Here is an 18,145-nt window from a genome sequence, read left to right on the forward strand (position 1 = left end):
AGATATTTTCTTTTGAATGCGTGTTTTTTATATTTAAAATAAATGCTTATCTTGTTTATCAATCCGGTAATGGCTACAATATACTTAAATATAGTGATGAATAGAAGGTTGTAGGAAATTACACTGAGGTTAGGCTTCGGTTTGTGTGAGGTAAGTATTCTGAGACGTGTAAAAAAGGCAGGGCCATAGTGATATGGCCCTGCCTTTTTTATGAGTATGTGTGATGTCACACTTTAGCGTTACATCATAAACGTAGTAATATTGCATAAGAATCACTAAGGAAATTCGTAACATTAATTACCAAGTGAAATTAAGGAATACAAAAAAATCTTTTGCATAAGAATCACTAAGGAAAATCGTAACATTAATTACCAAGTGAAATTAATGAATACAAAAGAAAATCTTTTGCATAAGAATCACTAAGGAAATTTTTAACATTAATTTCCAAGTGATTCTTTAAAACCGTTATCGAGATCAGCAATAATATCATTAATGTTTTCGGTACCTACAGACAATCTAACTAGTTCTGGTACTACGCCGGAAGCTTTTTGATCTTCTGGTGATAATTGTAAATGTGTAGTACTAGCTGGATGAATGATTAATGATTTTGAATCACCTACATTCGCTAAGTGGGAAAATAGATTTAAACCGTCAACAAATTTGGCGATATCGTCTACCGTACCATCTATGCCAAAGGTCAATATAGCACCTTGGCCATCAGGTAAATATTTTTGAGCGAGTTGATGATAAGCGTTATTTTCTAAACCTGGATAGTTGACCCAAGTTACTTTTGGATGTTGTTCTAAATATTGTGCGACACGTAAAGCATTTTCAGAGTGTCGTTCTAAGCGTAAGTGTAGTGTTTCTAAACCTATTAAGAATTCATGGACATTAAAGGGTGATACTGCAGAACCTAAATCACGTAACAACTGTACACGTGCTTTAGTAATATAGGCAGCTTCGCCAACATCTTTAGTATAAGAAATACCATGATAACTTTCATCGGGTTCTACTAAACCTGGGAATTTTCCATTATCCCAATTGAATTTTCCACTATCTACGATTACGCCACCAATGGAAGTGCCATGGCCACCAATGAATTTAGTGGCTGAATGTACTATGATATCTGCTCCAAATTCAAAAGGACGCAATAAGTAAGGTGTTGGGAATGTGTTATCAACAATTAAAGGAATGTTATGATTGTGTGCGATATCGGCTACAGCTTCAATATCTAACACATCAATGCGTGGGTTCCCAATGGTTTCAGCATATACTGCTTTTGTTTTATCTGTTATTGCATTTTTGAAATTATCTGGATGACTAGGATCTACAAAATGGACTTTAATACCTAGTTTTTTAAAGGTGATATTTAAAAGGTTATAGGTACCTCCATATAAATTTGACGAAGCAACAATTTCATCGCCACTTTCTACAATATTTAAAAGTGCTAAATGTATGGCTGCTTGTCCAGAAGATGTAGCTAAAGCACCTACACCACCTTCTAATGCTGCAATCCGTTCTTCAAAAACATTTTGTGTAGGATTCATAATTCTTGTATAAATATTGCCATCTTCCTCTAAAGCAAATAACTTTCTCGCATGTTCAGTATTATCAAAGACATAACTAGATGTCTGATAAATTGGTACAGCACGTGCTTTTGAAAAATCATCTACTACTTGCCCGCCATGAATAGATAAAGTATCTAAATGCCAAGGGGTTTGAGTCATATGATAAAACCTCCATATAATTTCTAAATTTTCTGATAATTACAACTATACAAGAGCTAATTGGCTATTTCAAGTATGCTTACTAAAAAAGTAGGAATTAGATTATTATACTTTATTATCTTGAAAATGAAATGATTGCAAATAAGAACAAAAGGATTTATAATTCTTATCGGTATAGTAAGGTATTGTGGAGAGAAAGGCATTATGGAGGGAAATAATGATTGCTTTTGATTTAATTGGAAATACGCCATTAGTATTGTTGGAGTCATTTAGTAATAAAGATGTACAAATTTATGCCAAGTTAGAACAGTATAATCCTGGTGGTAGTGTGAAAGATCGATTGGGAAAACATTTAATCGAAACAGCAATAAGAGAGAATATAATCCAAAAAGGTGATGTCGTTGTAGAGGCGTCTGCAGGAAATACAGGGATTGGCGTTGCAATTGCTGCTAACCATTATGGCGTCAGTGCTGTGATTTTTGCACCTGAAGGTTTTTCTGAAGAAAAGATATCAATTATAAAAGCGTTAGGTGCTGAAGTCATCAGAACAGATCAAACTTTAGGCATGGCAGGTGCACAAAAGGCCGCACGTGATTATGAACTGCAAACTGGTGCGTATTATTTAAATCAATTCGAATCTTATCGCAATCCTGAGACCTATAAATCTACAATAGGAAAAGAAATAACAGATAAGCTTAAAGATATTGATTATTTTGTAGGTGGTGTTGGTTCAGGAGGGACTTTTGCTGGTGTTGCTGAACATTTAGCAGCATCATATCGTACCGAAAGTGTCATCGTAGAACCAGAAGGCTCTATTTTAAGTGGCGGTAATGCGCATAGTCATGATATTGAAGGGATCGGTTCAGAAAAATGGCCATCTTTTCTACCTAAAGCATTGGTGTCAGATATTATAAAAGTGAGTGATGATGCCGCTTTTCAAAATGTTAAATTATTAGCAAGACAAGAAGGTCTTTTAGTAGGTAGTTCTTCTGGAGCAGCATTGCAAGGCGCTCTAGAAATTAAAAAACATATTAATAAAGGTGTCATTGTAACCATTTTTCCAGATGGCAGTGATCGATATATGTCAAAACAAATTTTAAATTATAAGGAGACAATCAAATGAATAAAAAAACACAATTAATTCATGGTGGACAAACAACAGATCCGTATACAGGTGCAGTTACAACGCCAATCTATCAAACAAGTACGTATATGCAAGATGGTATTGGCGATATGAGACAGGGATATGAATATTCACGTTCGGCAAATCCAACACGTAGTGCTTTAGAGGGGTTGATTGCAGATTTAGAGCAAGGTGAAAGTGGTTTTGCATTTGGTTCAGGTATGGCAGCTATTTCAGCAGTTATTATGTTATTAGATAAAGGTGACCATTTACTCATCAATTCAGATGTGTATGGTGGTACTTATAGAGCTTTAACAAAAGTGTTTAATAGATTTGGTATTGATGCTGAGTTTATCGATACGACAAATATAGAAGTTGTTGAACAATATATTAAACCTGAAACGAAAATGTTATACATTGAAACGCCGTCTAATCCTTTATTACGTGTCACTGATATTAAAAAATCAGCAGAAATTGCTAAAAAGCATCATTTAATTTCGGTTGTCGATAATACATTTATGACACCATATTTCCAAAATCCATTAACATTGGGTATTGATATTGTCTTACATTCAGCAACAAAATATATTGGTGGTCATAGCGATGTTGTCGCTGGATTAGTAGCAACAAGTGACGCTGAATTAGCTGAACGTTTAGGATTTATTCAGAACTCAACTGGTGGCGTGCTTGGACCTCAAGATAGTTATTTATTGATTCGTGGCATAAAAACGCTTGGATTACGCATGGAACAGGTCCAACGTAATACGCTTGCTATCATTGATATGTTACAACAACATTCAGCAGTGAAACAGGTATTCCATCCAAGTATCTCAGATCATTTAAATCATGATATTCATGAAGCACAATCCGAGGGCCATACAGGTGTTGTCGCATTTGAAGTCGCTGACATAGAAAGTGCTAAAAAAGTAATCAGTGAATCACATTATTTCACTTTAGCTGAGAGTTTAGGTGCTGTTGAAAGTTTAATTTCAGTACCTGCATTAATGACACATGCTTCAATTCCTAAAGATATTCGTGAAAAAGAAGGCATCGCCGACGGATTAGTACGTTTATCTGTAGGTATTGAAGATACAAAAGATTTAGTCGAGGATCTAGAACAATCATTAAACGCATTAGATAAATAGTATAAATTTCAAAAAGAAATGATATGCATATAGGCATAAGTTGGGAATAAGCTGAAATCAATTTAGAATTATTGATTTCAGGCTTATTCCCTTTTTATATATGGTTATATTCATCATTATTTGAGTTTGAAGTTTGATGTTGTGCGTAAGTATCGTTAAGTATATCTGAGTTAGTTTTTTGTAATTTACTATAACGACCTTTCGGTATTTTGTTTTCTGTAACCTCTACTTTAGGATAAATGAGTAATGGAATCAGTCCGATAATGCCAAAAATGATAAAGCTATATTGATAATTAAGTATATCAATTACAATACCAGCGATAGATGAACCTATGACTTGTCCAACCGCTAGAAGTAAAAAAGGTATGCCTATGCCAAGAGAAGCATTTTTGACAAACAGTTTGATTCCCCAAACCAGTAAAACACCGGTTAAGAAAATATAACTCAGGCCGAATAGTGATGACGCAACAAATGGCAGTAACCAAATGCTTGGCGTGAATGCTAATAATACACTAGCGCATGCTAATGCAATAACGCCAAAATTAAACGCGAAATGAATCCCTTTTTTATCGATAATTGAACCAGAAATACCACCAACTACACCAAATATGCCAATTAAAATCCAAAAAATAGAGAGTGCTATATCTGAATAATTGCCTGTTAATTGGACAAAGGATTTTGAGAAAGTCCAAAATGGTGCTGTAGATATACCGAGCAGTGTAGAGGCAGTGACGATACGTGTGCTCGCAGAAATATCTCTAATATTAAGACTACCTGTATGAATTTTAATATCTTTTTGAAGCTTCGGTATGACGATATAGTTCCAAAATAAAACAACCAATGCAATTAAAGCATATATTAAATAAGTATGACGCCAATCTAAAAATACAAGCATTGCTGTTATACCAGTAAACATTAAACCCATACTCGTTCCTGAATTAATCCAAGTATTTGCTTTACCTTGATCTTGAAGATTAATCCACAACGAAATGGTATAGCCATACGGAGGAGAAACGAGACCGGTGCTTGCACCTGTAAAAATAACACCGATAGATAGAATGATTGCATTGCTTGATACGCCAATAGTAATCAAACCAATGACTACAGAGATGCCAGCAAGTATAATCATACGTTTTGGACCAATCGTATCTGTCTGTAAAGTTGAATAAACGATTGTAAAACAATACGCTAAATAAAATAAAGACGAAATTAGACCAGCTTGAGATGCAGATAAAGATAAATCATTAGTAATGTCTGGTAAAAAGAGACCAAAACTAAAACGGCCTAATCCATAGGTCGTTGCGATCATAGCAATACCAGGGAATACAAGTTTTGAAAATTTCATTAATAGGAACCTCCTTTTATAGATAGAATGTTCATTCTACTTAGAACCAAAAAATATATAGAATGTTCATTCTACTTTTGCGCTAAAGATAACGAGTAAGTGCATTTTGTATTAAAATACTTCAAACTCGTTTGGAATTATTGATTATGTGCTTCATTTAATAATAACTTGGCCATTGTGATAGCATGCGAAGTCGCATCTTTAGAACCTAATAAAGCAGTCATAGAAGTTGTACCTTCTAAAAGCAAAGTATATTGAACGGCTAAATCATAACCATTTTCAATACCAGCATCATCAGCAAGTTTTTCTAAATAATGTAACAGTCTTTCTTTGTGACCTCTTGCTGTACTTTCAATCTCATTATCCGTGTCTGCATAATCCTCAATAGCACGCATAAACATATCACCTTTATACGAATAATCATTTAACCACTGACAATGCGCCGTGACTGCTGATATAAAAGGTTTTTCAGGATGTTGTTCAACGTGACTGTCTAGATAGTGCCAATAACGTGTTTCACGCTGTTTCAGTACTTGAGCCACTAAGTTATCTTTAGATTCAAAATGATTATATAGCGTCATCGTTGCGACATTAGCTTCTTGTATAATTTGCTTCAAACCTACACCTTTAAAACCATATTCATAAAATAGGCGTTCTGCTACACTCAAGATATCTTGTTTCTTTTGTGACATATATCTCACACTTTCAAAGTAGAATGGTCATTCTATTTAATTCTAGCAACGCACAATGAGAATGTCAAAAAAAGCGTAAAGCTCAATACACTTATCTGATTATAAAGTGTATTGAGCTTTACTAATAGCGTCGAATGATATTTGCATGATTTAGTTGTAGTAACCAAGCGTAGCTATTTCTTTGGAATGCCGATGACATGTCCGAGTTGTTTAGGTACGTCGAAAGTGTTTTGTTGATCAAAATAGTGTTTGATTTTTTCTTGGATGGGTTTAGGAAAGTCCATGCTTCGTCTTGTTTCATTGCCAACACCCATCATAATGGCTTCATATGTTGCATTGCGTTCATCGTTGCTATTATACATTGTTAAGAATAAATGTACTCTTTTGGCATCGTAATCGTAAATATGTACTTTAATATAGAAGGATTCATCGAGTAAAAGTTCTTTTAAAAATGAAATATGCGCTTCTATGCTGAACATTGTCACATCTTGACTATGACGATAATCTGTAGAGAAATCGATAGATTCAAAAAAGCCTACAACAGCATCACTGAAAATGGAATAATATTGCGCATCATGCATATGATTATTATTGTCTATCCAAGATGGCTGTACCGTATTTTTATAGATATATTCATCTGTCACAAAAATCACTCCTTTATTTTTTATAAGCCTGTACTATTGTATCAATTATGTATGAACAGAGTTAACAATTTGTTTTACGAGGCTTAAAAATAGTTAATTCTTTATAAAATCCATAATGTAAGATAGTATGATATTTAGCTTACTAGAAAAATTTACAACTGGAAAAGGGGGACATATATGGTATTGGTTGCCTTAATATTATTCATTATTTCTATTGTCTTTCTTATTTATTCTATTACATTATTAATGGGCAAAGATGGTACCATGTTTAGTTTGTTTACAAAAGAAGAAAAAGCATTAACTAAAGGACAAAAGTTAACCATCTATCTCATTACCATTGTATTATTTGTAGCAAGCTTAGTTTGGCTACTTAACCTGATTTAAGAAATAGACTTTGAACGTTAATAATATAACTGAACGCATATTCATAATAAAAAGGACTGGAAATGATTCCAGCCCTTTTTTTTAAAACTAATACTTTCTTAAAAAATCTACATCACGGTCAAAGATTTGTTTGACGACATAACATTGAACTGCAGTTATGATACTTTCAATCACTTGTGTTTTATTAGATAAGATACGAAGGCTGAAACCGTGAGTTGGTAAATGTGTGATACCAAAACGACAGTCATATTTATGTTGGAAGTGTTTAATTTCCTCATAAACTTGTTCAATAAATTTTTGATTTACGCTAGGGTGGATGAAATAACAAGAACCAAGGTGCGTATAATCTTCCATATAACCTAGACCATCTACATTTTGTTTCTGTGGATCGAGTAACATATTATCAAACGTTACCAATGCATCATCTACATATATTTCGTTTAGTAAGTGCATATACGTATAACTAAAGCGTTTGTCTGATTTGGAATAGCCTGGCGTAAGAATATCTGTATAGAATAGGGAAGCAGTTGATTCCAAATTGAATACATTGTGTTGATAAAATTTAGCGTTTTCAAAGGCTATAATGGGATCACCAACATATTCAGCATAACCATTATTTTTTATATTAAAGGTTTGGTATTGCTCGACATGATCATTCAATGTTTTATAAATTTTTGTGGCACCTTGTGAAGTTAATATAACTTTAGCATCAGAATCAATATTAAAATTCATCGTATAGCGGTCACCATCTAAGTATCCGCCACCTACGTTGACGATATAGAAGGTGGGGATATCAGATTGATTTAGATAGACTGGACGCATGACTTTTAAGGCTTTTTCAAAAAAGACATCTCTAGCAACAGATTTTTTACCATTGTTAAAAACGGATAAATCTAATTGTCCTGTCCAAGCTTGTTTGTTGTTAGACATTTAGGCTAATCCTTTAAGAAAGACATCTTGTTCAATCCATTGTATGACTTCATCCAAGCCTTCGTCTGTTTTAAGATTTGTAAAAGTAAATGGTCGTTTCCCACGGAAGACTTTCGTGTCTTCTGCCATACGATCTAATGATGCGCCAACGTAAGGTGCTAAATCTGTTTTGTTAATGACGAAAAAGTCCGACTTAATCATACCTTGGCCACCTTTACGTGGGATTTTTTCCCCTTGGGCAACATCGATAATATAGATTGAAAAGTCGACAAGTTCAGGACTGAATGTAGCAGCTAAGTTATCGCCACCTGATTCTATAAAGATAAGTTCAATATCATCATTGCGCTCTTTTAATTCATCAATCGCTGCAAAGTTCATTGACGCATCTTCACGAATTGCTGTATGAGGGCAACCACCTGTCTCTACACCGATGATTCTATCTTCGGGTAAGACACCTGAATTTACTAATATTTTCTCATCCTCTTTAGTATAGATATCATTTGTAATTACACCGATACTCATGTCTTTCGCTAAGCGTTTGACAATTTTTTCGATAAGTTGCGTTTTCCCTGCACCAACAGGGCCGCCGACACCTATTTTAATTGTATCTGTCATAAAGCTTGTCCTCCTAAGATATAAAAATTCTTACATTTACGTTTTCATGTTCCATTTGATTGATTTCCAAACCTGGTGCTGTAATACCGAGCTGTGACGCAGGAATTGTCATGATATGGTCTCTTGTTTCTTTCATGATTGGAATCATCTTATGAACAATACGCTGTCCGGCAGTTTGTCCTAATGGAATTGCACGAACGGCATTTTGAGTGAGACTGGACACATTTTGATATAGATAATAGTCAATGATGGTTTCGATATCGACACCGAGATGGTGACCAAGCATTGTAAAGCAAATTGCAGGATGCAAGGATGCTTTTTTATCTTTCATTTGGTCATGATACCAATTAATCCAATCGCTATCATATAATTCAGACGCAAGTTTAACCATGCGATTTCCCATTTGTTTTGAACCTTGTCTCGTTTCTTTTGGTAAGTTTTGAACAAAAAGAATACGATCTAATTTCAATATTGCTTTTGTATCATTTTCATTTAGGGCATCATACACTAAACGCATTGTTAAACCATCTGCATATGTTAATTGCTCATTTAAAAATAACACAAGCCATTGTTGGAAACTTTCTTCGTCATGGACAGTATCACGCTGGATATATGTCTCAAGTCCAAATGAATGACTGAATGCGCCTGTTGGGAATTGCGAATCGCAAAATTGAAACAGGCGTAGGTGTGCATGATCAATCATGTGAATGTCCTATGTGTCTGAATGCTTTGTTAACTTTGCGGTCTTCATGTTCATAAGGAATACCTAGGTCTTTTAATAAAGATTCCACTAAGTAGTCATATTGAACGAGCATTTCAGTTTCTGTGAATTGTGCTGGTAAATGTCTGTTACCAAGTTGATGAGCGATATCTCCCATTTCTTGTAATGTACGTGGTTTGATTACCAGTAAATCTTCAGAATTTACATCAACAACAATCATATTTTTATCATCTTTATATAATATATCGCCGTATTGTAAATCAATAGGCTGTTTTAAACGGATACCTATTTCATTACCATGATCTGTTGTAACGCGTTGAATTCTTTTTACTAAATCTGAATTTTCTAGGTATACCTTTTCCATATGTTTACCTTTTTCACTATCTGAAAGATTAGCGATATTACCTACAATTTCTTCGATAATCATGATTTACCTCCTAGAATAAGAAATAGCGTTGTGTTAATGGTAATTCTGTAGCAGGTTCGCTTGTAATTTTCTCTCCATCAACAAAAACTTCATATGTTTGTGGGTCAACGTCTAAATCTGGTGTTGCATTATTGTTTTTCATATCTTTTTTACTTAATTTACGGATATTGTGCACAGGTCTTAATTTGCGTTTTAAGCCTAAAAGTTTACCAATATCGTTTTCATAAGCAGTTGTAGAAACAAAAGTCATCGATGTACTTTGGAGATTTCCACCTAATTGACCATACATTTTACGATATTTTAAAGGTTCTGAAGTAGGGATAGAGCCATTCGCATCACCGTTGATTGCAGCATTGATTAAACCGCCTTTAACGATGACATCAGGTTTAACGCCAAAGAATGCTGGTTCCCAAAGAATGATGTCGGCTAATTTACCTTCATCAATTGAACCTACATAGTCAGAGATACCATGTGTAATGGCTGGGTTAATCGTATATTTAGCTATATAGCGTTTAATACGATTATTGTCATTGTATTCACTGTCGCCATCTAATAATCCACGTTGTTCTTTCATACGGTGAGCAACTTGCCAAGTACGGGTAATTACTTCTCCGACACGTCCCATTGCTTGTGAATCAGAACTTACCATACTAAATACGCCCATATCTTGAAGTACATCTTCAGCTGCAATGGTTTCTTTACGAATACGTGAATCCGCAAACGCAATATCTTCAGGGATAGATGCATTTAAATGGTGGGTAATCATAACCATATCTAAATGTTCATCGATTGTATTTACAGTATAAGGTAACGTCGGATTTGTTGAAGAAGGTAAAATGTTAGCATACGCAGCAGATTTAATTAAATCGGGCGCATGACCACCCCCAGCACCTTCTGTATGATACATATGCAATACGCGATCTTTTACTGCAGCCATTGTTTCTTCCATGAAACCAGCTTCATTTAACGTATCTGCGTGCAACGCGATTTGTACGTCATAGTCATCTGCGACTTGTAAAGCATGATCAAGTGCTGAAGGCGTTGCACCCCAGTCTTCATGTACTTTTAAGCCTATTGCACCAGCGTGAATTTGTTCGACTAAAGCTGTGTGGTTTACAGCTTGCCCTTTACCAGTAAAGCCAATATTCAACGGTAATGACTCTGCTGCGAGTAACATACGATGTAAGTGCCATGGTCCAGGTGTGACAGTTGTCGCCTTCGTACCCTCAGACGCGCCTGTACCGCCACCGATATGTGTTGTGATACCACTTTCTAATGCAACTTGCGATTGTTCAGGGTTAATGAAATGGACATGTGTATCTATGCCACCCGCAGTTACGATTTTACCTTCAGCAGAAATAATGTCTGTTGTAGCACCAATAATAATATCTACGTTATCCATAATATCTGGATTGCCAGCTTTACCAATTTTCATGATATAGCCATTTTTAACGCCGATGTCGGCTTTGACAATCTTATCGTAATCAATAATCATCGCATTTGTGATGACTAAATCAGCAACTTGCTTGTCATCACGTGTGACATTTGGATTTTGTGCCATACCATCACGGATAGACTTACCACCGCCGAATGCAGCTTCATCTCCATATGTAGCGTAATCACGTTCTACGCGAGCAAATAAGTTTGTATCGCCTAATCTTACAGAATCACCAACAGTGGGTCCATACAGACTTGTATATTGGGATTGCGTCATTTTAAAGCTCATACTTTTTACCCTCTTCCTTTGTTAGCATTTTTACTCGTTTTGTCTTGTTCTGCAATGACTTCTGTTGCAGTACCATCATCTTCCGGTTTATAAACACGTGACTCATCGATGGAACCATTTACGTCACCATGAAAACCGTAGATTTTACGTTTACCACTGTATTCTACGAGTTGTACTTCTTTTTCATCACCAGGTTCAAAACGAACAGCCGCGCCTGCTGGTATATCTAGACGTTTGCCATAAGCTTTTTCATGATCGAATTGTAACGCTGGGTTAGCTTCGAAAAAGTGATAGTGTGAACCAACTTGGATAGGGCGATCGCCTGTATTTTTAACATTAAGGATTGTTGCATTATGCCCTTGATTCACTTCGATTTCTGTACGTTTGACTATAATTTCACCAGGTTTCATAATTTTAATCCTCCTCTAAACGATTGGGTGATGGACAGTAATGAGTTTCGTACCATCTAGGAACGTTGCTTCGATTTCCATTTCAGTTAACATATCTGCAACGCCTTCCATCACGTCATCTTCATTTAATATTTGTTTACCATAGCTCATGAGTTCGGCAACTGTTTTTCCGTCTCTAGCGCCTTCGAGTAACTCGAAACTGATAATAGCTACAGCTTCCGGATAATTTAATTTCAAACCTCGTTGTTGACGTCTGCGAGCTAAATCTGCTGCGACGACCAACATCAGTTTATCTTGTTCACGTTGTGTAAAATGCACAATCTCACTACCTTTCGACAAATTGAATTGTGTACATAAAAAATTATATGTGCACCTTAATAATAAGACGATTAATTTAGAACTACAAGAATAACCCATTACATTTTACAAAATTCAAAAATATTTAAATAAAATCATGATATATATTGCTTTAATTTTTTGTATTTCTCATATATTATTGTTTAAGTCAGAATATATAGAAATCAGGTGACAATGTGGATGCGATTCGAATTGTATTGAAGAATATCTCACAAGTACTACTGCTAAATAATGCATGGACGGGATTGTTGATTTTGCTAGGGCTATTTATAGGTAGCTGGAAGGTGGGTGTGATGGCAGTCATAGCGAGCGTCATTGCATTGTTACTAGCAAAAAGGACTAATTATTCAGAAGAAGAAATCAATACAGGATTATCAGGTTTTAATCCAGTATTAACAGCAATTGCATTGACATTATTTTTAGTACCACAACGGTACAGCTTAATTATTATTTTAGTTGCAATCATCATTACGATGCCAATCGGTTCTGCATTTAGAGAGTTCTTTAAACCTTTTGGTGTACCTATGTTAACGATGCCTTATGTGTTCGTAAGTTGGCTCATTTTACTCATGTCATTTCAATTTAAATTCGTAAATGCTGATGTAAATATTCTTCCCAATGCGATACAGGAAATTCAATTTTCGGGTCATCATATTCAATTTATCAATGCTTTTTTATCCGGATTTAGTGAAATATTTTTATTGAAAAGTGTGTTAGCGGGCACGTTAATATTAATCGGCATTTTTATAGCATCTAGAAAAGCGGGTGTTTATGCGATAGTAGCCAATTTAATAGGATTTTTAGCAGTGATTGTATTAGGTGCAAATCATGATCAAATTAATGAAGGTTTATTCGGCTATAATGTGATACTCACTGTGTTAGCGCTAGGCATAGCGTTTCGAACTAGAATACAACGACCAATTAGTATCGTTTTAGGTATATTGCTGACTGTGGTCATCCATGCAGGTATGACGACATTATTAACACCCTATGGACTCCCTGTCTTTACACTGCCGTTTATTATCGCAACGTGGATAATGCTATTTGCGGGTAATCAAATGAAAGCGCAAGAAATATAATCATAGGTTATTAATAATGAATGTTATGCAAGATAAAGTCATAAGTATATTTTCTAAGTGATTAATAATTTATTAGAAAGAAGGAATATGAATGAAAAAAATGGTCGCACTATTAGCAACAACAGCGATTGTGTTGGCAGGTTGCAGTGGATCAGGTAATGAATCAAAAGGTAAAACATTGAATGTCGAATTGCCACTAAAGACAACTTCTATAGCACCTTACGAAACAGATGTACCTGTTAAGATAGGCTCAGCAGAATCACTATTTAAAGCAGGTGCGAATGGTAAAGTACAAAAACTTTTAGTAGATACGTATAACCAGAAATCACCAACGCAATTAGATTTGAAATTAAAAGATGACATTAAATTTCAAAATGGTAAAAAAGTAACGGGCCAAGCTGTAAAGGCGAGTCTTGAGGAAAGTATAAAAAAAAGTGATCTCGTTAAAGGCTCATTACCAATTAAAGAAATTAAAGTAGATGGCCAAAATGTAAGTATCACTACCAAAGAGGCTTATCCTGAATTAGTATCTGAATTGGCTAGTCCATTTTCGGCTATTTACGATACAAAAGCGGATAGTGATGTAACGAAAGCGCCTGTTGGTACGGGACCATACCAAATTAAAGATTACAAACAATCTCAAAATATTAAACTAGATCAATTTAAGGATTATTGGCAAGGTAAACCAAAATTAGACCATGTAAATGTTACATATCAAGAAGATGGTAATGCGCGTTCAAGTGATCTAAGTTCAGGCAAAGCCGATGTCATCACAGATGTGCCAGTCGAAAAAGAAAAAACATTAAATCAAGGTGATAAAACGACAACATCTTCAGTTTCTGGATTTAGAACGTCCTTGATCATGTATAACCACACAAGTAAAAAAATGACGAAACCGGTGCGTGAAGCCCTTGACAAAGTTGTGGATAGAGAAAGCATTGCTAAAAATGTCTCCAAGAATCATGCGACACCTGCCACTGGGCCATTTAATACAAAATTAGATTTTATTGATAAACAACAGGTACAAAAGCAAGATATTGATGAAGCTAAAAAAATAATGGCAGCGCAAGGCTACACGAAAGCACATCCTTTAAAACTAACGGTATCAACATATAACGGACGTCCAGAGCTTCCAAAAATGGCTCAAGTACTTCAATCAGATGCTAAAAAAGCAAATATTGATATTACGATTCGTAACGTAGATGATATAGAGGGTTATCTTAAAGACAAGAGCCAATGGGATGCATCAATGTATAGCTTTGGAACGATTCCTAGAGGTGATACGGGTTATTTCTTTAATCAAGCGTATAAGCCTGAGGGTGCAATCAATGCAGGTGGATATGACAATGCGAAAGTAACCAAACTGATTGATCAATTCAATAAAACAGTTGATAAAACTGAACGTAATCGACTAACTAATGAAATTATCGATATTACAGATAAAGATAAAGCCAATAGTTATCTTACTTATATGGATAATATTGTCGGTATGAATAAAAAAGTTAAAAACTTAAAAGCAACGCCTGAAGGCATTTATCTCATTGATTATAAGGTTGATAAAGCGAAATGATATTAAAAAATATACTTTCTAGAATTGGACAAATGATCATTGTATTGTTTGTCCTTTCTACTATTACTTTTATTTTAATGAAACTTACGCCAGGAGATCCTATAGATAAAATATTACATTTGGATGTAGCAAATGTTTCAAGTGATCAAATAGAAGCGACTAAAGCAAAACTGGGGCTAGACCAACCCGTAATCATTCAGTATGTGCAATGGCTCAGGCAAATTATCCAATTAAATTTTGGGACCAGTTATCAAACAGGTGAACCCGTTATCAAAGAATTAATTTACTATACACCGCCAACATTATTTATCGCAGTGATGACAATAGTTGTCGTGTTTGTCGTAGCCATACCATTAGGCATGATTGCAGCAAAGTACTATCATACATGGTTAGACAGTTTAATAAGAAGTGTGACATCTTTTACAGTAAGTATACCGTCCTTCTTCTTGGGTACGATATTGATTTATGTGTTTGCGCAAAAGTGGAATCTACTCCCGTCCTCTGGTCTTGATACAATGGCAGGCTATATATTACCAGTCATTGCATTAAGCGTTGGTATGAGTGCATATTACGTAAGGTTAATGCGTTCAAATTTAGTCGAACTCTACCAATCAAAAGAAGTGGAAGCAGCAAGATTAAGAGGGATGTCTGAACGTTATATATTATGGCAAGATTTATTTAAACCAGCAATTATTCCAATCATTACGGTGTTAGGTATGTCTGTGGGCAGTCTAATCGGTGGTACTGTTGTGATAGAAAATTTATTTGGTATACCAGGGATTGGTCATTTTCTTGTAGATAGTATTCGAGCACGTGATTACCCTGTTGTTCAAGGTGCTGTTATCATGATTGGTTTCTTTGTTGTATTAGCAAATACAATGAGTGATTTACTGTTATTATGGATTGATCCCAAGCGACGATATAACAAGCCAACGGATATTGAACGCATGAAACGTCAGGATGGTGAGTCATTATGAAGCAGATTAACCGACGAAATATGATATTTTATGCATTTGCGGTTTATTTTGTTGTACTTATCATTGCACAGTTTTTTGTATCGTCTCATAGTGCATACGAAGTCAATTTAGGCAGTAGTTTGGAAACGCCAAATTTAACACATTGGTTAGGTACGGATGATTACGGACGTGATTTATTTTCAAGAGTGATTATCGGTGCTAGATATACATTAATCATAAGTTTAATTACGCTGTTTATTACAGTTATCATTGGTGTGCCATTAGGTCTGCTTGCTGGTTATAAGAAAGGTATCGTAGATACGTTCATTATGCGCTTGATTGATATTGGGTTAAGCATTCCTGAGTTTGTATTAATGATTGCATTAGCTAGTTTTTTCAAACCGAGTATTTGGAACCTTGTCATTGCGATTACAATTATCAAGTGGATGACCTATACAAGATTAACGCGGTCAGTAGTTAGTAGTGAAATCAATAAACCATATATACAGATGGCAAGATTATTTCATGTACCGACACATGTCATTATTTTTAAACATTTTATACCGCAAGTGATGCCATCTATTATTGTATTAATGACTGTAGATTTTGGGAAAATTATATTATATATTTCTTCACTTTCATTTTTAGGATTAGGTGCACAACCACCATCTCCTGAATGGGGCGCGATGCTTAATGCAGGCAGAGATTATATTAGTTCCTACCCGTTACTGATTATTGTGCCAGCCTGTTTAATTACTGTTACGATTTTATTATTTAACTTAGCAGGCGACGCGCTGAGAGACAGGTTCTTGAAAGGACAACGTGATGTGAATGACTAATATACTAGAAATAACAAATTTATCTATAGCAGATCGTTTTGGTAATAAGCTGATTCAACACGTGGATTTAGGTCTTAAAAAAAGTAAAGTGAATGTCTTAATTGGTGAGAGTGGTTCTGGCAAAAGTTTAACAGCTAGAGCAATGGTCCAACAGATACCGAACACACTAGATATGCAATACGATTGCATGACTTATGAACATAATGAGATGTCTGATATGCACAATCTTTTAGGTAAAGAAATTGGTTTTATTTCTCAAAACTATACACACAGCTTTAACGATCATACGAAACTTGGGAAACAATTGATTTCTATATATAGACAACATTACAATACAGATAAAAAAGGTGCGCAAAAAATTGTGGAACAAGCACTATCATGGGTCGAATTAAATCCTTCTCAAATGATGTCAAAGTACCGTTTCAGTCTTTCTGGAGGGCAATTAGCTCGAGTTCAAATTGCTAGCGTATTAATGCTCAATCCTAAGGTCATTATTGCCGATGAACCAATAGCTTCATTAGATGCTGTTACAGGCGTGAGTATTATGAATTTGATTAAACATTTGGCTGAAGTACACAAAGTGACTTTGCTGTTAATAACACATAATCTATCGCATGTATTAGATTTTAGTGACTGGATTCATGTCATTAAAAATGGTGAAATGGTAGAGTCCAATCATATTGATGCTTTTAAAAATAATGATGTTAAACCGTATAGTTTAAAATTATTTAATTCCCGTAGTCGATTAAAGAAAGGGGATTACCATGCTTAATTTAACAGACGTTAGCTTTAGCTATAAACATGAAGCTATTTTAAAAAAGATTCAATTATCCATACAAGCCGACGAGATTGTCGGAATCGTTGGTGAAAGTGGTTCTGGTAAGACGACACTAGCAAAAATAATGCTCGGATTACTTCAACCAACACATGGTGAAGTTATCACGCATAAGGAACGCGTTTTACCAATATTTCAACATGCTGTAGATAGCTTTAATCCTAAATTTAAAATTAGAAAATCTATGGAAGAGCCAATAAAGTATCAACGTAGAGGGGAATCACAAAAGGCGGCGCAACGCTTGTCTGATTTAATGGTCTATATGCAATTAGATACAAAATTGATGGATCGATTGCCTGAAGAGTTAAGTGGTGGCCAATTGCAGCGTTTTAATACGATACGTACATTAATGTTAGAACCTGACATACTTATTTGTGACGAAATTACAGCAAGCTTAGATGTCATTGCAGAACAACGTATGATTGATATATTAAGGCATTATTATAAAACAACACATAAAGGCATGATATTAATATCACATGATCTTGCGTTTCTAAATCAAATTGTTAATCGATTCATTGTAATGAAAAATGGTGAAATTGTAGATGATTTTGAAACTAAAGATTTATTTAATGTTACGCGTCATGAATATACTAAAACACTACTTTCTATTTATTAGA

General features: G+C 35.0%; 20 protein-coding genes. 9 read left to right on the forward strand and 11 right to left on the reverse strand.

The window, feature by feature from the left end:
* Positions 1-437: 437 nt before the first annotated feature.
* Positions 438-1,727 (reverse strand): homocysteine synthase, encoded by a 1,290-nt coding sequence (locus M1D64_RS01270; protein ID WP_002482207.1) that lies wholly within the window; start codon positions 1,725-1,727, stop codon positions 438-440.
* A 217-nt stretch (positions 1,728-1,944) separates the two neighbouring features.
* Between M1D64_RS01270 and M1D64_RS01275 the strand changes: the two genes are divergently transcribed.
* Both M1D64_RS01275 and M1D64_RS01280 read left to right on the forward strand, forming a co-directional pair.
* Positions 1,945-2,850: a PLP-dependent cysteine synthase family protein gene (locus M1D64_RS01275; RefSeq protein WP_002482208.1), complete on the forward strand. Its 906-nt coding sequence runs from the start codon at positions 1,945-1,947 to the stop codon at positions 2,848-2,850.
* Positions 2,847-3,995, forward strand: coding sequence for a bifunctional cystathionine gamma-lyase/homocysteine desulfhydrase (locus M1D64_RS01280; RefSeq protein ID WP_041079437.1), 1,149 nt, complete (start codon positions 2,847-2,849; stop codon positions 3,993-3,995). The genes M1D64_RS01275 and M1D64_RS01280 overlap by 4 nt, the downstream gene beginning before the upstream one ends.
* Positions 3,996-4,089: 94 nt before the next feature.
* Here the strand turns inward: M1D64_RS01280 and M1D64_RS01285 are convergent, their stop codons facing one another.
* The 3 genes from M1D64_RS01285 to M1D64_RS01295 form a co-directional block, all read right to left on the reverse strand.
* The gene (locus tag M1D64_RS01285; protein ID WP_002482210.1) at positions 4,090-5,340 is read right to left on the reverse strand and encodes an MFS transporter; all 1,251 of its coding nucleotides are present in this window, start codon (positions 5,338-5,340) and stop codon (positions 4,090-4,092) included.
* Between the two features lie 137 nt (positions 5,341-5,477).
* The gene (locus M1D64_RS01290) at positions 5,478-6,032 is read right to left on the reverse strand and encodes a TetR/AcrR family transcriptional regulator (protein ID WP_002482211.1); all 555 of its coding nucleotides are present in this window, start codon (positions 6,030-6,032) and stop codon (positions 5,478-5,480) included.
* Positions 6,033-6,205: 173 nt separating this feature from the next.
* Positions 6,206-6,676, reverse strand: a complete 471-nt coding sequence (locus M1D64_RS01295; protein WP_037537560.1) for a thioesterase family protein — start codon at positions 6,674-6,676, stop codon at positions 6,206-6,208.
* A gap of 177 nt (positions 6,677-6,853) precedes the next feature.
* Between M1D64_RS01295 and M1D64_RS01300 the strand changes: the two genes are divergently transcribed.
* On the forward strand, positions 6,854-7,060 hold the full coding sequence (locus M1D64_RS01300) for a hypothetical protein (protein WP_011302246.1): 207 nt from the start codon (positions 6,854-6,856) through the stop codon (positions 7,058-7,060).
* 87 nt (positions 7,061-7,147) lie between these two features.
* Here the strand turns inward: M1D64_RS01300 and M1D64_RS01305 are convergent, their stop codons facing one another.
* From M1D64_RS01305 to M1D64_RS01335, 7 genes are read right to left on the reverse strand one after another with little or no spacing between them, the layout of a single operon-like run.
* Positions 7,148-7,990, reverse strand: coding sequence for an urease accessory protein UreD (locus M1D64_RS01305; RefSeq protein ID WP_002482214.1), 843 nt, complete (start codon positions 7,988-7,990; stop codon positions 7,148-7,150).
* Entirely contained in the window at positions 7,991-8,605 is a 615-nt protein-coding gene (ureG, locus tag M1D64_RS01310) for an urease accessory protein UreG (protein ID WP_002482215.1), read from the reverse strand. It abuts the gene before it with no gap.
* A 13-nt stretch (positions 8,606-8,618) separates the two neighbouring features.
* Complete coding sequence (locus M1D64_RS01315) at positions 8,619-9,308, reverse strand: urease accessory protein UreF (protein ID WP_037537563.1); 690 nt, start codon at positions 9,306-9,308, stop codon at positions 8,619-8,621.
* Positions 9,301-9,753 carry an urease accessory protein UreE gene (gene ureE / locus M1D64_RS01320; RefSeq protein ID WP_002482217.1) on the reverse strand — a complete coding sequence of 151 codons (453 nt, stop codon included), beginning with the start codon at positions 9,751-9,753 and terminating at the stop codon, positions 9,301-9,303. Before ureE ends, M1D64_RS01315 begins: the two co-directional genes overlap by 8 nt.
* A 10-nt stretch (positions 9,754-9,763) precedes the next feature.
* Positions 9,764-11,479, reverse strand: coding sequence for an urease subunit alpha (ureC, locus tag M1D64_RS01325; protein WP_002482218.1), 1,716 nt, complete (start codon positions 11,477-11,479; stop codon positions 9,764-9,766).
* A gap of 5 nt (positions 11,480-11,484) precedes the next feature.
* Positions 11,485-11,889 (reverse strand): urease subunit beta, encoded by a 405-nt coding sequence (locus M1D64_RS01330; protein ID WP_002482219.1) that lies wholly within the window; start codon positions 11,887-11,889, stop codon positions 11,485-11,487.
* Between the two features lie 15 nt (positions 11,890-11,904).
* Positions 11,905-12,207, reverse strand: a complete 303-nt coding sequence (locus M1D64_RS01335) for an urease subunit gamma (protein WP_002482220.1) — start codon at positions 12,205-12,207, stop codon at positions 11,905-11,907.
* Between the two features lie 215 nt (positions 12,208-12,422).
* On the opposite strand from M1D64_RS01335, the gene yut reads away from it, so the two are divergent.
* The 6 genes from yut to M1D64_RS01365 all read left to right on the forward strand — a co-directional run bounded on the left by yut (position 12,423) and on the right by M1D64_RS01365 (position 18,144).
* Positions 12,423-13,325, forward strand: a complete 903-nt coding sequence (gene yut / locus M1D64_RS01340; RefSeq protein ID WP_480977534.1) for an urea transporter — start codon at positions 12,423-12,425, stop codon at positions 13,323-13,325.
* Between the two features lie 91 nt (positions 13,326-13,416).
* Positions 13,417-14,895 (forward strand): nickel ABC transporter substrate-binding protein, encoded by a 1,479-nt coding sequence (gene nikA / locus M1D64_RS01345; RefSeq protein ID WP_011302253.1) that lies wholly within the window; start codon positions 13,417-13,419, stop codon positions 14,893-14,895.
* Positions 14,895-15,872 carry a nickel ABC transporter permease gene (gene nikB / locus M1D64_RS01350; protein WP_374057446.1) on the forward strand — a complete coding sequence of 326 codons (978 nt, stop codon included), beginning with the start codon at positions 14,895-14,897 and terminating at the stop codon, positions 15,870-15,872. The genes nikA and nikB overlap by 1 nt, the downstream gene beginning before the upstream one ends.
* Positions 15,869-16,690 (forward strand): nickel transporter permease, encoded by an 822-nt coding sequence (gene nikC / locus M1D64_RS01355; protein WP_069821628.1) that lies wholly within the window; start codon positions 15,869-15,871, stop codon positions 16,688-16,690. The genes nikB and nikC overlap by 4 nt, the downstream gene beginning before the upstream one ends.
* Positions 16,683-17,462 (forward strand): ATP-binding cassette domain-containing protein, encoded by a 780-nt coding sequence (locus tag M1D64_RS01360; protein ID WP_115352826.1) that lies wholly within the window; start codon positions 16,683-16,685, stop codon positions 17,460-17,462. Before nikC ends, M1D64_RS01360 begins: the two co-directional genes overlap by 8 nt.
* A complete protein-coding gene (locus M1D64_RS01365; RefSeq protein WP_002482226.1) occupies positions 17,455-18,144 on the forward strand; it encodes an ABC transporter ATP-binding protein in 690 nt (229 codons plus the stop codon). The genes M1D64_RS01360 and M1D64_RS01365 overlap by 8 nt, the downstream gene beginning before the upstream one ends.
* Position 18,145 lies beyond the last annotated feature (1 nt).

The organism is Staphylococcus sp. Z5-21 (genome assembly GCF_056529615.1).

Excerpts from the sequence above, each read along its gene's own strand:
- M1D64_RS01360 (WP_115352826.1), top strand. The coding sequence starts at position 16,683 with ATGACTAATATACTAGAAATAACAAATTTATCTATAGCAGATCGTTTT.
- M1D64_RS01270 (WP_002482207.1), bottom strand. The coding sequence starts at position 1,727 with ATGACTCAAACCCCTTGGCATTTAGATACTTTATCTATTCATGGCGGG.
- M1D64_RS01275 (WP_002482208.1), top strand. The coding sequence starts at position 1,945 with ATGATTGCTTTTGATTTAATTGGAAATACGCCATTAGTATTGTTGGAG.
- nikA (WP_011302253.1), top strand. The coding sequence starts at position 13,417 with ATGAAAAAAATGGTCGCACTATTAGCAACAACAGCGATTGTGTTGGCA.
- M1D64_RS01365 (WP_002482226.1), top strand. The coding sequence starts at position 17,455 with ATGCTTAATTTAACAGACGTTAGCTTTAGCTATAAACATGAAGCTATT.
- M1D64_RS01305 (WP_002482214.1), bottom strand. The coding sequence starts at position 7,990 with ATGTCTAACAACAAACAAGCTTGGACAGGACAATTAGATTTATCCGTT.
- M1D64_RS01300 (WP_011302246.1), top strand. The coding sequence starts at position 6,854 with ATGGTATTGGTTGCCTTAATATTATTCATTATTTCTATTGTCTTTCTT.
- M1D64_RS01330 (WP_002482219.1), bottom strand. The coding sequence starts at position 11,889 with ATGAAACCTGGTGAAATTATAGTCAAACGTACAGAAATCGAAGTGAAT.
- ureC (WP_002482218.1), bottom strand. The coding sequence starts at position 11,479 with ATGAGCTTTAAAATGACGCAATCCCAATATACAAGTCTGTATGGACCC.
- M1D64_RS01280 (WP_041079437.1), top strand. The coding sequence starts at position 2,847 with ATGAATAAAAAAACACAATTAATTCATGGTGGACAAACAACAGATCCG.
- M1D64_RS01290 (WP_002482211.1), bottom strand. The coding sequence starts at position 6,032 with ATGTCACAAAAGAAACAAGATATCTTGAGTGTAGCAGAACGCCTATTT.
- ureE (WP_002482217.1), bottom strand. The coding sequence starts at position 9,753 with ATGATTATCGAAGAAATTGTAGGTAATATCGCTAATCTTTCAGATAGT.
- M1D64_RS01285 (WP_002482210.1), bottom strand. The coding sequence starts at position 5,340 with ATGAAATTTTCAAAACTTGTATTCCCTGGTATTGCTATGATCGCAACG.
- nikC (WP_069821628.1), top strand. The coding sequence starts at position 15,869 with ATGAAGCAGATTAACCGACGAAATATGATATTTTATGCATTTGCGGTT.
- M1D64_RS01315 (WP_037537563.1), bottom strand. The coding sequence starts at position 9,308 with ATGATTGATCATGCACACCTACGCCTGTTTCAATTTTGCGATTCGCAA.
- ureG (WP_002482215.1), bottom strand. The coding sequence starts at position 8,605 with ATGACAGATACAATTAAAATAGGTGTCGGCGGCCCTGTTGGTGCAGGG.